Source organism: Pseudomonas sp. 14P_8.1_Bac3 (assembly GCF_025466085.1).
Lineage (GTDB): Bacteria > Pseudomonadota > Gammaproteobacteria > Pseudomonadales > Pseudomonadaceae > Aquipseudomonas.
In genome coordinates this window covers 155,283-170,929 of sequence record NZ_JANLOD010000074.1, presented here as the reverse complement: position 1 = coordinate 170,929, position 15,647 = coordinate 155,283, and the positions used below count along the sequence as shown (strand labels likewise).

Sequence of the window (15,647 nt, the reverse complement as noted above, 5' to 3'; positions counted from 1 at the left end):
GGCTTGCCCGCGAAGAGGCCGGCACAGGCAACCTCAATCTTCGAGCCGTGTAAGCAGTTTTCCGCTCAACCCTCCTCCTCAATAAGCGGATTTCCGCTCACTCCGCCGGCAAACCCCCTCTAGACCGGCCCTCCTTCAATTGGCACACCTCCTGCTATAGCCCCCGCAGGCTGCGTTTCAACGCGCTCCACAAAAACAATTAAACGAAGGATCCTTCAATGGATAACTCCAATACCCTGCCCCTTGGGTCGGCTGCCGCGCCGGCTAAAGCAAGAACCACCTCCAGCCGGATCAAATCGATCTTCAGCGGTTCGGTCGGCAACATGGTCGAGTGGTACGACTGGTACGTCTACGCCGCCTTCTCCTTGTACTTCGCCAAGGCCTTTTTCCCGAAAGGCGACACTACCGCCCAACTGCTCAACACCGCCGCGATCTTTGCCGTGGGCTTCCTGATGCGCCCGATCGGCGGCTGGGTGATGGGCCTGTACGCCGACAAGGTCGGACGCAAAAAGGCCCTGATGGCCTCGGTCTACCTGATGTGCTTCGGCTCGCTGCTGATTGCCCTGAGCCCGGGCTATGAAACCATCGGCATCGGCGCACCGATCCTGCTGGTGTTCGCCCGCCTGCTGCAGGGCCTGTCGGTCGGCGGCGAGTACGGCACCTCGGCCACCTACCTCAGCGAGATGGCGACCAGGGAACGTCGCGGCTTCTTCTCCAGCTTCCAGTACGTGACCCTGATCTCCGGTCAGCTCATCGCGCTGGGCGTGCTGATCGTGCTGCAGAACATCCTCACCACTGAAGAGCTGTACGCCTGGGGCTGGCGCATCCCGTTCGCCATCGGCGCGCTGTGTGCGGTGGTGGCGTTGTACCTGCGTCGCGGCATGGAAGAGACCGAGTCGTTCAACAAGGTCGAAAAAGCGAAAAAAGAAAGCGCCATGCGCACCTTGCTGCGCCATCCGAAGGAACTGATGACCGTGGTCGGCCTGACCATGGGCGGCACGCTGGCGTTCTACACCTACACCACCTACATGCAGAAATACCTGGTGAACACGGTCGGCATGAGCATCTCCGACTCCACCACGATTTCCGCGGCCACGCTGTTCCTGTTCATGTGCCTGCAACCGATCATCGGCGGGCTGTCGGATAAAGTCGGTCGCCGGCCGATCCTGATCGCCTTCGGCATTCTGGGCACGCTGTTCACCGTGCCGATCCTGACCACCCTGCACACCATCCAGTCCTGGTGGGGCGCGTTCTTCCTGATCATGGCAGCGCTGATCATCGTCAGCGGCTACACCTCGATCAACGCGGTGGTGAAGGCCGAACTGTTCCCGACCGAAATCCGTGCACTGGGCGTGGGCCTGCCGTACGCGCTGACCGTGTCGATCTTCGGCGGCACCGCCGAATACATCGCGCTATGGTTCAAGAGCATCGGCATGGAAACCGGTTACTACTGGTATGTCACCGCCTGTATTGCCGTGTCGTTGCTGGTGTACATCACCATGAAAGACACGCGCAAACATTCGCGGATCGAAACGGACTGACAGCAACAGAGAGGCCGGTCATCCCGGCCTCTTCGCGGTATCAGGTTAACTCGGCAACCGGCTGTTTCCCGTACCTGTTCTGCGCATAGGAAGCGCCCGCGATCAACACCACCAGAATCCCCGCCAACACTAACGACGAACCAATCGTGCCGAAATCCAGCCCGCCCTTTTCATGGGGTTTGGTCAGGAAGTCACCCAGCGTCGCGCCGAACGGTCGAGTCAGGACGAACGCCACCCAGAACAGCACCACCGACGAAATCTTCGTCAGGTATTTCAGCAACACCACGAACGCAATGGTCGAACCGATCAGCAACGCACCGCCGGCAAAACCCAGGCCCGAATCGTCGGCCAGGTAATCGCCCAGCGCAGTGCCCAGGGTGTTGGAAAACAGAATCGCCATCCAGTAGAACATCTCACCGCGAAAGGTCTGGACCTTGGTGACGTTCAGCGAGTCGCCGCTCAAGCGCCACGCCGCGAAAATCCCCGCCAGTATCGCAATCAGAATCATCGAACCCGTGGCATAGCCCAGGCCAAGGGTACGGTCCATGAAATCGGACATGGTCGTGCCCGCCGTGCTGGTCGACAGAATCACGATCCAGTAGAGCAACGGCCTGTAGGTTTTCGCGATCAGTTGCGCGACCAGTGTCAGCACGAACACGCTGATCAGAATCAGCGAGCTGATGGCGTAACCGACGTTGAGGGTCATCGACAGCAAATCGCCTGCGGTTTCCCCCAGGGTCGTCGCGCAGATTTTCATCACCCAGAACGCCAGGGTGATTTGTGGAAGTTTGTTCATCGGGGTGTTAGCTCCAGTGTGCGAGGCAACCTTTTTAAAGTTGCGCAGACTGGGGGCAACACGGTGAAAAACAGGTGAGTGCTTGATGAAAATTCTGTCGTAACCGCAATCACTCCCTTTGCTTGAGCGAGCTTGCTCGCGCTGGGCGACAACGATAACGTGGACCACCTGAATAAACACATTGCCCGTACGCTTTTCGTCGGAACGTCGCCCGGAGCAAGCTCGCTCCTTCACGCCCCCCAACAACGTCCCAGGAATTCACCATGCCCGACGACATCCACTTCTACGAACCCGCCCACGGCCACGGGCTTCCGCACGATCCGTTCAACGCCATCGTCGGCCCGCGCCCCATCGGCTGGATTTCGTCCCAGGATGCCCAGGGTCGCCTGAACCTGGCGCCCTACAGCTTCTTCAACGCCTTCAACTACATTCCGCCGATCATCGGGTTCTCCAGCGTCGGGCGCAAAGACAGCCTGAACAACATCGAGCAGACCGGCGAATTCGCCTGGAACCTGGCGACCCGTCCGCTGGCCGAGCAAATGAACCAGAGCTGCGCGATGGTCGCGCCGGAGGTCAACGAGTTCGAGTTGGCCGGGTTGACGCCCGTGGCGTCGAAAATCATTCAGGTGCCGCGAGTCGCCGAAAGTCCGGTGTCCTTCGAGTGCAAGGTGACCCAGATCATCCAGTTGCAGCGCGCTGACGGCAACGTGGTGCCGAGCTGGCTGATCCTCGGCGAAGTGGTGGCCGTGCACATCGCCAAGTGGCTGCTGAAGGACGGGGTGTACGACACCGCCGCGGCAGAACCGATTCTGCGCGGCGGCGGGCCAGCGGATTACTTTCAGCTGGGACCGGAGGCATTGTTCAAGATGTTCCGCCCAGGGGCGGTCAAGTAATTACCAGATCAGCTCGCCGTCTTCGCCGACGCCCTTGAGGCGGGTCAGTTCCAGCGCGGCCGCTTCGTCCGCGTCTTTGGCGGTCTTGAAGGTCTGGTCTTCCAGCAACTTGTTGAAGCGTGGTGCACCGGAGCCACCGATCGGCTTGGTGGCAATCGCCGCGAAGTAACCGCCTTCACGGGGCACTACGGCGGATACGGCTTCGAAGGTGTCAAAGGCTTTACGTGCCATGTCGCGGATCCTGGCTGATGGTAAGTGCAGCCATTAAACCCTCAACCTGCCATTTTGTGTACCCAGGACTGGGACTGGCCCAAAGCCTGGACGGCGGACACCTCTTTGAAGGTATGAAAATCCAGGCTGTTGACCACCAGCTCCTGCACCAGCTCGGCAAAAATCTCCATGGCCGGCGTACTGAAATAGGCGGTCATGGCTTGCTGATGGGTCCAGAAACCGGACACCAGCCACAACTCCGGATCGCATTGCGAATGCTGCAGGGAAAAACTCAGGCAGCCAGGCGCGGTGCGCGAGGGTTCGATCAAGGCGCTGAGACGCGCACCGAGTTCCGCCGAACGCCCGACGCGAGCGCGGACAAAGGCCATATGACTGACGGGGATTTGCGTAGACATGTTCAACCCTCCCAGGTACTCGAGTGGCAGCCGTGGGACGGGCTGCGACAGGATCAAAGGTTAAGCGCCCGCGCGCCGCGCCGTTAGTCGATTCCTGCCGCCTTGTTGCACGATCCTGCGAAGCTGTCTCCAGCACCTGTAACAACATGTGAAACCTGTCACGCCGCTGAAACACGAGGTTCGAGCAAGTTTTCCCCGCGCCAAACGGCCCTGACCCGCCACCGCTGCAACCCCGTGCAGAATCAGGCAAGCTTTTCGCAGGATGTGTCTACCGTTGTGCCTTGCACAAATTTAAGCTCAGCCCATTCTTACCGTTTCACCGAGGATGCCCTGTATGTCGTCGCTCGATCACTTTCACGCCCCGCTGGACGCCGATATGGAGAAGCAGCGCGCCGAACTGGCGGCCATCATCCGTCGCAACACCCTGGAAGATGGCAATTATGCGACGGCCGTCGGCTCGCTGTTCATGTCCAGGCACAGCCAGTCTCACGACTTCGCCCCGGTGCTGGCGCAACCGGCGTTGTGCATCATGGCCCAGGGGCGCAAAGAGGTGCGGCTGGCGGATGAAACCTTCAATTACGACCCGCTGAATTACCTGGTGGTTTCGGTCTCGATGCCCTTGAGTGGACGGGTGGTGAACGTCACGTCGGAGGAACCGATCCTCGCGGTGCGCCTGGACATCGACCCGGCGGAAATCACTGCGCTGATCGCCGACGCCGGCCCGCTGGGCGTACCGACCCGCCCTACCGGTCGCGGTTTGTATGTCGAACGGATCGACACGGCGATGCTCGACGCGGTGTTGCGCCTGGCCCGTTTGCTGGACACGCCGAAAGACATCGCCATGCTCGCGCCGCTGATCCGCCGGGAGATTCTCTATCGCTTGCTGCGCAGCCAGCAGGGCCATCGGCTGTACGAAATCGCCATCGCCAACAGCCAGAGCCACCGCATCAGCCAGGCGATCAAATGGCTCAACGGCAATTATGAGCAACCGCTGCGCATCGATGACCTGGCGAAGGAAGTGAACCTGAGCGTGTCGACCCTGCATCACCGCTTCAAGGCGATGACGGCGATGAGTCCGCTGCAGTATCAGAAGCAGCTGCGCTTGCAGGAAGCGCGGCGCTTGATGCTGGCCGAAGGGCTGGAAGCCTCGGCGGCAGGGTATCGCGTCGGCTATGAAAGCCCGTCGCAGTTCAGCCGCGAATACAGCCGGCTGTTCGGCGCACCGCCGCTCCGGGATTTGGCGCGGTTGCGGTTGTCGGTCTGATTCGGGATTTGTTGTTTGGCTGCTGGCCTCATCGCTGGCAGGCCAGCTCCCACAGGGATTATCGGTGATCACAAAATGGGGTGACTACCGCAGAACCTTGTGGGAGCTGGCCTGCCAGCGATGAGGTCAGCATAAAAACGCTGGATCAGGCGCCAAGCACCCGACATGCCTCAGCCGGCAGTGTCACCGACACCGGATTGCCAATGCTCAACCCAAACCCCTGACACGGCGTGCTCAGCGCGGTAAACGACACGCCCGAACACTCCACGGTGGTCTCGATCGTCGCGCCGATATCGCGCACGAACGTCACCTTGCCCAACAAGCGGTTCCCCGCCGTTGCCTGCGGCTGCGACAGTTGCAGGTCTTCGGGACGAATCAACATCTTGACCTTCTCCCCCGCCGCGATGCTCGTGCAGATCGGCACTTGCAGCGCATCACCACCGGGCAGGCTGACCTTGCCGTTACCCAACGCGGTCGCCGGGAAGATGTTGCCCGAACCGATAAAGTCCGCGACGAACTCGTTGGCCGGGTGCCGGTAGATCTCGATCGGCGTGCCCACCTGCTGCACCCGGTTCTGCCCCAGCACCACGACGATATCGGCCATGGTCATCGCCTCGCGCTGATCGTGGGTGACCATGATGGTGGTGATGTTCAGGCGCTGTTGCAGCTGACGGATTTCCACCTGCATCGACTCACGCAGCTTGGCGTCCAGCGCCGACAGCGGTTCGTCGAGCAAGAGGATTTTCGGGTGGTTGGCGATCGCACGGGCAATCGCCACGCGCTGGCGTTGACCGCCGGACAGCTTGGCCACCGGGCGATCGATCATCTCGCGCAGCTGAATCAGTTCCAGCAACTCTACCACCCGCGCCTGCTGGTCGGCCTTGCTGACCCCGCGCAGTTTCAGCGGATAGGCGATGTTCTCCCCCACGGTCATGTGCGGAAACAACGCCAGGGACTGAAAGACCATGCCGAAGTTACGCTGATGCGCCGGCGTGTGGCCGATGTCTTCACCGTCCAGGCGAATCTCGCCGCCGGTCAGGGTTTCGAGCCCGGCGATCATCCGCAGCAGCGTGGTCTTGCCGCAACCCGACGGGCCGAGAAAACACACCAGTTTGCCTTCCGGCAAATGCAGGTTCACATCCTTTACCGCGCAGGCCGAGCCGTAATGTTTCTCGACGTTTTCCAGAATCAGACCAGACATAAATCACCTCAAGAAATCAGAACGAAACGCCACCTTCACCGACCAGCTTCTCCAGCGCCCAGATGAGGACGAAGTCGATCAGCACAATCAGCACGGCAAACGAAAATACAGTGGGGTCGAGCGACGACACGGTGCGGCTGTACATCCAGATCGGCACGGTCATCACGTCGATGGTGTAGAGGAAATAGGTCACGGTGAACTCGTTGAACGAGACGATGAACGCCAGCAACATGCCCGCGAGAATCCCCGATTTCATCAACGGCACCACCACATCGATAATCGCCCGCAGCGGTGAAGCGCCGAGCATTTGCGCGGCCTCCTCGACTTCGCTGCCGATGGAGAGCATCGCCGCGGTGCAGTTCTTCACCACGAACGGCAGCGCCAGGATCACGTGGGCGATTACCAGCCGCGAGGTGGTCATCTGGAACGGCAGGCTGTCGAACACCAGCAGCAACGCCAGGCCCAGCACCACCATCGGAAACACCAGCGGCAGCGACATCAGTTGCAGCGCCACGGCCTTGCCGCGGAATTCGCAACGGGTCAGGGCGTAGGCCGCCGGCACCGCGATGATCGTGGCGAACACCATGGTCAGGCACGCGACCATCAGGCTGGTGGTCATGGCTTTGCCGAGGCTCAGCACGTCGCTGGCGTCCGGCGAGACGAACGTGTGCCAGGCAGCCTTGTACCATTGCAGGCTGTAGCTGCTCGGCGGGAAATCGAGGTTCGACGAACCGCTGAACGACATGACGATCATGGTCAGGATCGGCAGCACCGCCAGCAGCAGGATGAAGCCCGAAAGGATGCCGGCGAACTTGCCGGTATCGCCGGGCAACAGCGAGTGACGCTTCTTGATCACAGAGCTCATTGCGAAGCCTCCAGCATGCGCCGACGACGGCCGGTGATGTATTCGGACAAGGTCATGATCGCCAGCGTGGTGACGATCAGCACCACACCGGCGGCGGACGCGGCAGGCCAGTTCATCAATGGGGCGATCTGGTCATGCACCATCACCGCCAGCATTGGCACGCGACGACCGCCGAGCAGCAATGGCACCACGAAGCTGCTGGCGTTGTAGGCGAACACCAGCGTCGCGCCGGTGATGATCCCCGGCAAACTCATGGGTAACACCACCTGGCGGAACACCTGCAAGCGACTGGCGCCCAGGGTCGCGGCCGCCTCTTCATAGGTGCGTGCGACGCCGCGCATCGCGCTGGCAATCGGCAGCACGGCCAGCGGGAAAGCGGTTTGCACCAGGCCCATCAACACGCCGTTCTGGTTGTACAGGAGCATGATCGGACGCTTTATCAGACCGAGGCCCATCAAGGCCTGGTTGAGCATGCCGCCCGGGCCGAGGATCACCAGCCAGCCGTAGCTTTGCAGCAGCAGGTTGACCAGCAATGGCAGCAACACGGCGGCAAGGAAAATCCGTCGCACGAACGGCGAGGTCAGGCGCGACATGGTGTACGCCACCGGGATCGCCAGGACCACGGCGATCACTGCGCTGATCAGTGCCAGGCGCAGGGTCAGCAGCAAGGATTTGAGGTAATACGGTTCCAGCAATTGGGCATAGCTGGCCAGGCTGAACCCGGTCCACTCCGCGCCTTTGGTGCCTACGCTCATGCGCAGCACCAGCAGGCTGGCGGCAATCAGCACGCCCAGAAACAGCATCGACGGCGAAAGGAAAAACCAGGCGCGGGTCGTCGGCGAAACACCCCGACGGGCGCGCGTCGGAGCGGCACTTACCGGATGGGTCAGAGGTTGGTGTTCCATAGCAAGGGTCTCGTCAATGGAAAGCAGCTGGCGTACAGCAGACTCGAAAACTCATTGGCCCCTTGTGGGAGCGAGCCTGCTCGCGAAAGCGGTGTATCAGTCAGCTTCAATGTTGAATGACTGTCAGCATTCGCGAGCAGGCTCGCTCCCACAGGGAATCTTCGTCGGTTGAAGCGTCTATGTTCGCCACTCGATCAGGAAGAAAAGATTTCCGTGTAACGACGAATCCATTGGTCATGCACGGTGGCCAGGAAGGCGTTGTCGTGCATGATCGCCTTCTCGGCAATCTGCTCCGGCGTGAGGATGTACGGGCTCTTGCGCGCTTCGGCGGAGATGATCGCCTTGGCGTTGACCGGACCGTTGTAGATGTCCTCGGCCATCTTGCCCTGCACCAGCGGGTCCAGGGAGTGGTTGATGAAGGCGTAGGCCAGGTCGGTGTCGCCCGGACGATTCTTCGGCATGACCGAGAGCATCAGGTCGGTGTAGAAGCCTTCTTTCATGCCGAACGTCGCGCCTAGGCCGTATGCCGGATCGCGGATTTGTTTCGGGAAGAACGCCGGTGCATACAGGCCACCCATGTCCAGCGAACCGGTGCGGAACAGTTCGGCGATCTGGTTCGGGTTTTCACCCAGGGTCACCACGCGATCCTTCAGCTCGGCGAGTTTCTTGAAGCCGGGTTCGATGTTGTGCTCGTCACCACCGGCCAGTTTGGCGGCGATGATGATCAGGTCCATGGCCTCGGTCCAGTTCGGCGGCGGCAGGAAGATGTTCGGCGACAGTTCGGCGTCCCACAGGGCGGCGTAACTGTCCGGGGCTTCCTTGATGGTACGGGTGCTGTAGACCAGGCTGTTGCACCAGAGCAGATAACCGATGCCGTGGCCATTGGCGCCGGTGCGGTATTTCTCCGGCACATCCACCAGGTTGGGAATGCGGTTGAGGTCGGGTTTTTCCAGCAGGTTGGCGGCGGCCAGACCTTCGGCGCCGACGCCGGCCAGGGTGATGATGTCGTATTGCGGACGATCACCGCCGGCCTTGAGTTTGGCGACCATTTCCGAGGTACTGCCGGTGCGGTCAGCGATAACCTTGCAACCGTACTTGTCTTCAAAGGTCGCCGCGATGTTGCGCAACGCGGCCAGGCCGGTGTCGTCGGACCAGGTCAGCAAGCGCAGGGTCTTGCCCTGGAAGCGCGTGTCGCTGGCACTGGCCTTGATGAACGGCATGCTCATGGCCGCCGCGGCTACCGAGGCTACGCCTACGGTCTTGATGAATTGACGTCTGTTCAGATCATGCTCGCCCATTACGGACTCCCTTTGTTTTTGTAGGTATAAGGCAGGTCGAAACTGTTGCATCCGCGCGGCCGGACCAGCGCTGGCCCTCGTATTTTCGGGGGCTTGGCTGAACCAGTGAGTTCATCCTGAGGTCGTGCAAAACACCTGACTATCGATAAAAATTCATTGAAGCCATGACATCGGCGCATGCCTCGCCATGAGGCATGCAATGCCCTCTGCAGGAGCGAGCTTGCTCGCGAAAAACGCACGGGCGGCGCGCTCATTCAGGTGCCCCGCGTTATCGTTGACGTCCATCGCGAGCAGGCTCGCTCTCACAAAGGCGGCCGTCAGACGGCGCGGATCACGTGTTTGATTTCCTGAAAGGCCTGCAAGCCCCACGGCCCCAATTCGCGGCCGATGCTGCTCTGCTTGTAACCACCCCACGCGGTCTGCGGGAAGATCACCTGCGGCGCGTTGATCCACACCAGCCCCGCCTGCAAGGCGTTGGCGACCCGGTCGGCGGCCGCAGCGTCGCGCGTCACCACGCTCGCCACCAGGCCGAACTGGCTGTCGTTGGCCAGGGCAATCGCTTCGGCTTCGGAATCGAAACTGCGCACACAGATCACCGGGCCGAAAATCTCCTCACGCCACAACGCACTGTCGAGGGGCACTTCGGTGAAAATCGTCGGCTGCAAAAAATAACCGCGCGGCAGGTCTGCGGGACGATTACCGCCGCAAATCAGCTTGGCCCCGGCGCTCAAACCGCGATCGATGTGACCGAGCACGCGCTGGTATTGCGCCTGATTGACCAGCGCGCCCATTTCCACGTTGGGGTCGAACGGATCGGCCACGCGAATGGCTTCGGCGCGCGCCTTCAGGCGCAGGAGGAATTCGTCGGCCAACTCATCGGCGACCAGCACACGGCTGGTGGCGGAACACATCTGCCCGGCGTTGAAGAAACCACCGCCGCAGGCGACTTCCACCGCCAGTTGGAGGTCGGCGTCCTTGAGCACCAGCAGCGAGGATTTGCCACCCAGTTCCAGGCTCACGCCCTTCACGGTTTCAGCGGCGCGTTGCATCACCTGCACGCCCACCGCATTGCTGCCGGTGAAGGAAATCTTGGCGATGCGCGGGTCCGCCGAGAGCGGCGCTCCGACGGCAAGCCCCGTCCCGCATACCACGTTGAATACGCCTTTCGGCAGTCCGGCGTCAGCGATGATCGCGGCCAGTTCCAGCTCCGGCAACGGCGTCACTTCCGAAGGCTTGAGCACCACGCAGCAACCGGCGGCCAGGGCCGGGGCGAGTTTCCACGCGGTGGTGACCATCGGGAAATTCCACGGCACGATCAGGCCGACCACACCGCAGGGCTCGCGACGCACGCGGGCGCTGAAGTCATCAGTGGGCAGTTCGACGTTGCCGTCCTGCCGGGCGTCGAGAGCTTCGGCCAGACCGGCGTAATACTCGAACGTGGCGATCACGTCATCGACGTCGATGGCCGCTTCGAACAGCGGCTTACCGTTGTTGCTCGACTGCAACTGCATCAACTGCTCGCGACCGGCCTGCACGCCTGCGGCGATTTTGCGCAGGATCGCGCCGCGCTCGGCGCCGGTGGTCTGCGACCAGCCGTTAAACGCTTCTGTCGCCGCACTGACGGCTTGATCAACCGAGTGCGCATCGCCACCGTTCACGGTGGTCAGCAACGCTTCGGTGGCCGGGTTGATCACGCGCAGATGTTCACTGCCGGCCGACCACCGGCCATTGATGAACAGACCCTCGAGGGTAGTAGGAAAGGTCATTTCGACACCGCCTTCATCCACTGGGTCTGGTCGATTTCGATCAAGGTCGGGCCCTGGCGATCGGAAGCGGCGCGCAGTGCACTGCGCAATTGATCGACACCGTTGACCGCTTCAGCCGCGCAGCCCAGGGCCTTGGCGACACCGATGAAGTCCGGGGTGTAGATGTCCACGCCCACCGGCTCGATGGCGCGGTTGACCATGTACTTCTTGATCTCTTCGTAGCCCTGGTTATTCCACAGCAACACGATCACCGGGGTGCGCGCTTCCACGGCGCTGGCCAGTTCCGGCAAGGTGAATTGCAGGCCGCCGTCACCGATCAGGCACACCACCGGCGGACGTGCGCCGTGCTCGACGCTGCCGCCGAGCCAAGCGCCAATCGCCGCCGGCAGGGCGTAACCGAGCGTGCCGTAACCGGTGGACGAGTTGAACCAGCGGCGCGGGCGTTCCGGGTTGAAGGTCAGGTTGCCGGTGTACACCGGTTGGGTGGAATCGCCGACGAATACGGCGTCCGGCAATTCGTGCAGGACGGTCTCGAGGAAACGGGTCTGGGCCAGCGTCGGCGCGTCCCAGGTGGCGGCGAGGTCTTCGCGCAGACGGGCGGCGCGGACCTGGCCCCAATCGTTGCGGCGCTCGGCCAGAGCGTGATGGGACAACTCGCCGAGCAAGGCTTGCGCGGCGTTGCGCGAATCGGCCACCAGGGCGACTTTCGGCGGGTAGTTGCGCACCGTCTGGTCCGGATCGATGTCCACCCGCAGCAGCACGCCGGGAATCTCGAAACCGCCGGCGAAGGTCACGTCGTAATCGGTCTCGGCCAGTTCGGTGCCGATCGCCAGCACCACGTCGGCTTCGGCCACCAGGGCGCGGGTCGCCACCAGGCTTTGAGTCGAGCCGATCAGCAGCGGGTGACTGGATTCGAGCATGCCCTTGGCGTTGATGGTCAGCGCGACCGGCGCGTCGAGCAGCTCGGCCAGTTCAGTCAACTCGGCCGCGGCGTCGATGGCACCGCCACCGGCCAGAATCAATGGGCGTTTGGCGCCGGCGAGCAGCTCGGTCATGCGGCCGATGGCGCTCGGCGAAGCACCGGCGCGGTCAATGTGCACCGGCAGGCTGGCGAGCAGGTCATCGGCTTCTTCGACCAGCACGTCCAGCGGAATCTCGATGTGCACCGGACGCGGACGACCGGCCTGGAACAGCGCAAAGGCGCGGGCCAGCACACCCGGCAGTTCGGATGCCGACATCAGCGTGTGGGAAAACGCCGCCACACCGCCGACCAGTGCGCTCTGGTTCGGCAGCTCATGCAGCTTGCCGCGACCGCCGCCCAACTGGTTGCGGGTTTGCACGCTGGAGATCACCAGCATCGGGATCGAATCGGCGTAGGCCTGGCCCATGGCGGTGGTGATGTTGGTCATGCCCGGGCCGGTGATGATGAAGCACACGCCTGGCTTGCCGCTGGTGCGTGCATAGCCGTCGGCCATGAAGCCGGCGCCCTGTTCGTGACGCGGCGTGACGTGGTTGATGCTCGAACGGGCCAGCCCGCGATACAGCTCCACGGTATGAACCCCGGGGATGCCGAACACCTGCTCGACCCCGTAATCCTCGAGTAACTTGACCAATACTTCGCCGCACGTCGCCATGTGTTTGCCCTTCTTGTTCGTTTGAGACGCCGGGTGTGGGCGCGGGCTTGCTCGCGAAAGCGTTGTGTCATACAACGTTGATGTGTGCCGACACTCCGCTTTCGCGAGCAAGCCCGCTCCCACATAACCCAGGGATGGCCTCATTGGAACGGGCGACACGTAGCCGCAACAATGGATAAAAAGTCATACTAGCCATGTCCTCACGTCATACCTTGGATCCCAATGAAACGATTGCCTCCCCTGCCGGCGCTGCACACTTTTCTGATTACCGCGCAGTGCTGCAACTTCACCCGTGCGGCCGAACAGCTGTTCATCACCCAGGGCGCGGTGAGTCGGCAGATCGCCGGGCTGGAAGAACATTTGGGTTATGAGTTGTTCATCCGCCAGGCCCGCGGCCTGGATTTGACGGCGGAAGGACGCGAGTGGCTGCCACGGGTGCAGCAGATTTTCGGCTTGATCGACGAGGCGGTGGAACAGATCGGCGAGAAGCGCGAAACCCTGCAACTCAAGGCCCCGACCTGCGTGATGCGCTGGTTGTTGCCGCGCCTGCTGCAGTGGCAGAAGGAGCGTCCGGATGTGCCGGTTGAGTTGACCACCACGGTCAAGCACGGGGTGGATTTCCATCGCGAGCAATTCGACGCGGCGGTGATGTACGGCGCCCCGCCGGACCGCGCGTTGACTTCGTATCTGCTATTCGATGAACAACTGACGCCGGTGTGTTCACGGCCGATGCTGGAAGGGCCGCTGCCGTTGCAGGCGCCGGCAGATCTGCAACAGCACTTGCTGCTGCATCCGACCCGGGATGAGCGTGACTGGAATGCCTGGTTGAAAGCGGCGAACCTGCACTTGAGCAATGTCAGCAAGGGCCAGCATTTCGAGACGCTGGACCTGGCGATGTCGATGGCGTCCCAGGGGACAGGGGTGGCGATTGGCGACTGGTCGCTGATCGGCGACGACCTCAGCGCCGGGCGGCTGGTCATGCCGTTTGAATTGAAGGTGAAGACCGGGTTGGCGTATTACCTGGTGTTCCCGGAAAAACCTGCACCGTCGCCGAAGTTGCGTGAGTTGATGGGGTGGTTGGTCGAGCAGGCCCAATCCCGCTAATCGGTCTCTTGTAGTGGCGAGGGGGGCGCCTAGCCTTTGCTCGCGATGGTGGTCAACGATGACCGTTGGCTGCCCGACACCCCGCGGTGCCCTGCCTTCCATCGCGAGCAGGGGCTAGGCGCCCCCCTCGCTCCTACAGAGAGTCAGTACCCGACCGTGAATCGCTGGCGGGAGTGCTTCGGCGTTTCGACTTCATCGATCAACGCAATCGCATAATCGGCGAAGGTAATCCAGCTGCGCCCTGCCCCGCTCACCAGCAAATCATCCTGGCCGAGCCGGAACGAACCGGTGCGCTCACCTTCGACAAACTCCGCCGACGGTGAAACAAACGTCCAGTCCAGTTCCTTTTCCTGACGCAGATTGTCCAGAAACACAGCCCCGGCGCTGGCTTCAGCCTTGTACGCCTGCGGGAAACCTTCGCTGTCGATCACGCGAGTGCCGTCGGGCAGCAACAGCGAACCCGCACCGCCAACCACCAGCAAGCGTTTCACCCCGGCCTTTTTCACCGGCCCCACCACCGCCGAGGCAGGGATTGTGGCGAAATGAGCCGCGCTGATCACCACATCATGCCCCGCGACGGCGTCTTGCAAGGCGCCGGCATCCAGCACGTCGACATTCTTGCTCACCACCCCGGCACGCTGGCCGATCTTCGACGTATCGCGGGCAATGGCCGTGACGCTATGACCACGACGCAGGGCTTCTTCCAACAGTTGGCTGCCGGCACGGCCGGTGGCACCAATGATTGCGATCTTGCTCATGACGTTCTCCAGTGTGGATCAGTGTGAGTGGGTGAATCGGTGAATCGGGTTACCACTTCATCTCGCCTTTGGCGACTTTGGCGCTCAGCTCCAGGGAGCTTTCTTCGCCCAGGTTCGGGTAGCGTTTTTTCATGGCGACGATCAGCGCGCTGGCGTCCTTGGCCTTGGCGGTTTCTTCGTCGAACGCCTTGATGTAGTCGGCGGTGAACCGCACGGCGGATAGGGAACCGGCGCTCTCGCCGAGGTAGTGACCCGGCACGAGGATGTTCGGTTTCAAGGTTTCGATTGAATGCAGCGTAGCCAACCAGTCGGCGTGTGATTGCGCGGTCTGGGTGTCGGCCATCCACACGTGGATGTTTTCCGCCACCACCACGCCACCGACCACGGCCTTGATCGACGGGATCCACACGAAGGTACGATCCGGCTGCGGGCCCTCAAGCCCGACCACCTGCAGTTTCTGCCCCTCAAGGATCAGGCTGTCACCCTTGAGCACCCCCGGCACGATGGTTTTGGCAGGCACATCGGCGCCCATTTTCGGGCCCCAGAACGCCAGTTTGCCGTCCACGGTTTTCTGGATGTGCTCCACGGTGGGCTGCGAGGCCAGTACCTTGGCGTTGGGGAACGCCGCGGTCAGGGTGTCGAGGCCGAAGTAGTAATCCGGGTCACCGTGGCTGATGTAGATGGTGGTCAGTTTTTTGCCGCTGGCGCGGATTTTTTCCACCACCTGCTCGGCCTGGGATTTGCCGAATTGCGCGTCCACCAGAATCGCCTCTTTCTCGCCGCTGACCAGCACCGAGGTCACCGGGAAAATCGCCTTGTCGCCGGGGTTGTAGACGTCCAGGGTCAATGTCGATGCGCTGGCGTGGGCGACGAAACCGAGGGCTGAGGCCAGTAAAACGCGCTTGAGTGAGGTGAAGCCAATCATTTGAAACTCCCTACAGGGAACGGCAGAAGAGCAGAGCTTAGTTGCCTGATGCAGTACAAAAAATGCGATGC

The 15,647-nt window shown here is 61.8% G+C and carries 15 protein-coding genes; 4 read left to right on the top strand and 11 right to left on the bottom strand.

All coding sequences use genetic code 11. The annotated features are described in order from the left end of the window. Window positions 1-218: 218 nt before the first annotated feature. Window positions 219-1,541 carry an MFS transporter gene (locus NTD84_RS27360; RefSeq protein WP_262172190.1) on the top strand — a complete coding sequence of 441 codons (1,323 nt, stop codon included), beginning with the start codon at window positions 219-221 and terminating at the stop codon, window positions 1,539-1,541. A 40-nt stretch (window positions 1,542-1,581) separates the two neighbouring features. Here the strand turns inward: NTD84_RS27360 and NTD84_RS27355 are convergent, their stop codons facing one another. Then, window positions 1,582-2,337: a hypothetical protein gene (locus NTD84_RS27355; RefSeq protein ID WP_262172189.1), complete on the bottom strand. Its 756-nt coding sequence runs from the start codon at window positions 2,335-2,337 to the stop codon at window positions 1,582-1,584. 263 nt (window positions 2,338-2,600) lie between these two features. On the opposite strand from NTD84_RS27355, the gene NTD84_RS27350 reads away from it, so the two are divergent. After that, window positions 2,601-3,230 carry a flavin reductase family protein gene (locus NTD84_RS27350; RefSeq protein ID WP_262172188.1) on the top strand — a complete coding sequence of 210 codons (630 nt, stop codon included), beginning with the start codon at window positions 2,601-2,603 and terminating at the stop codon, window positions 3,228-3,230. Here the strand turns inward: NTD84_RS27350 and NTD84_RS27345 are convergent, their stop codons facing one another. Further along, the gene (locus tag NTD84_RS27345; protein WP_262172187.1) at window positions 3,231-3,461 is read right to left on the bottom strand and encodes a hypothetical protein; all 231 of its coding nucleotides are present in this window, start codon (window positions 3,459-3,461) and stop codon (window positions 3,231-3,233) included. 41 nt (window positions 3,462-3,502) lie between these two features. After that, window positions 3,503-3,856, bottom strand: a complete 354-nt coding sequence (locus NTD84_RS27340) for a putative quinol monooxygenase (RefSeq protein ID WP_262172186.1) — start codon at window positions 3,854-3,856, stop codon at window positions 3,503-3,505. 334 nt (window positions 3,857-4,190) lie between these two features. On the opposite strand from NTD84_RS27340, the gene NTD84_RS27335 reads away from it, so the two are divergent. Then, window positions 4,191-5,120, top strand: coding sequence for an AraC family transcriptional regulator (locus tag NTD84_RS27335; protein WP_262172185.1), 930 nt, complete (start codon window positions 4,191-4,193; stop codon window positions 5,118-5,120). 145 nt (window positions 5,121-5,265) lie between these two features. Here NTD84_RS27335 and NTD84_RS27330 read toward each other — a convergent pair whose 3' ends face one another. The 6 genes from NTD84_RS27330 to NTD84_RS27305 all read right to left on the bottom strand — a co-directional run bounded on the left by NTD84_RS27330 (window position 5,266) and on the right by NTD84_RS27305 (window position 12,789). After that, the gene (locus NTD84_RS27330; RefSeq protein ID WP_262172184.1) at window positions 5,266-6,321 is read right to left on the bottom strand and encodes an ABC transporter ATP-binding protein; all 1,056 of its coding nucleotides are present in this window, start codon (window positions 6,319-6,321) and stop codon (window positions 5,266-5,268) included. Between the two features lie 16 nt (window positions 6,322-6,337). Beyond that, complete coding sequence (locus tag NTD84_RS27325) at window positions 6,338-7,186, bottom strand: ABC transporter permease (RefSeq protein ID WP_262172183.1); 849 nt, start codon at window positions 7,184-7,186, stop codon at window positions 6,338-6,340. After that, a complete protein-coding gene (locus NTD84_RS27320) occupies window positions 7,183-8,091 on the bottom strand; it encodes an ABC transporter permease (protein ID WP_262172182.1) in 909 nt (302 codons plus the stop codon). Before NTD84_RS27320 ends, NTD84_RS27325 begins: the two co-directional genes overlap by 4 nt. Window positions 8,092-8,285: 194 nt before the next feature. Then, window positions 8,286-9,389, bottom strand: a complete 1,104-nt coding sequence (locus tag NTD84_RS27315; RefSeq protein WP_262172181.1) for an ABC transporter substrate-binding protein — start codon at window positions 9,387-9,389, stop codon at window positions 8,286-8,288. Window positions 9,390-9,706: 317 nt separating this feature from the next. Next, window positions 9,707-11,155, bottom strand: coding sequence for an aldehyde dehydrogenase family protein (locus NTD84_RS27310; protein ID WP_262172180.1), 1,449 nt, complete (start codon window positions 11,153-11,155; stop codon window positions 9,707-9,709). Continuing rightward, a complete protein-coding gene (locus NTD84_RS27305) occupies window positions 11,152-12,789 on the bottom strand; it encodes a 5-guanidino-2-oxopentanoate decarboxylase (RefSeq protein ID WP_262172179.1) in 1,638 nt (545 codons plus the stop codon). Before NTD84_RS27305 ends, NTD84_RS27310 begins: the two co-directional genes overlap by 4 nt. A gap of 222 nt (window positions 12,790-13,011) precedes the next feature. Here NTD84_RS27305 and NTD84_RS27300 point away from each other — a divergent pair, with 222 nt between their 5' ends. Beyond that, complete coding sequence (locus tag NTD84_RS27300; RefSeq protein ID WP_262172178.1) at window positions 13,012-13,893, top strand: LysR substrate-binding domain-containing protein; 882 nt, start codon at window positions 13,012-13,014, stop codon at window positions 13,891-13,893. Between the two features lie 143 nt (window positions 13,894-14,036). Here NTD84_RS27300 and NTD84_RS27295 read toward each other — a convergent pair whose 3' ends face one another. Both NTD84_RS27295 and NTD84_RS27290 read right to left on the bottom strand, forming a co-directional pair. Further along, a complete protein-coding gene (locus NTD84_RS27295) occupies window positions 14,037-14,651 on the bottom strand; it encodes an NAD(P)-dependent oxidoreductase (RefSeq protein WP_262172177.1) in 615 nt (204 codons plus the stop codon). A gap of 49 nt (window positions 14,652-14,700) precedes the next feature. Then, window positions 14,701-15,576 (bottom strand): MBL fold metallo-hydrolase, encoded by an 876-nt coding sequence (locus tag NTD84_RS27290; protein WP_262172176.1) that lies wholly within the window; start codon window positions 15,574-15,576, stop codon window positions 14,701-14,703. Window positions 15,577-15,647: the final 71 nt, after the last annotated feature.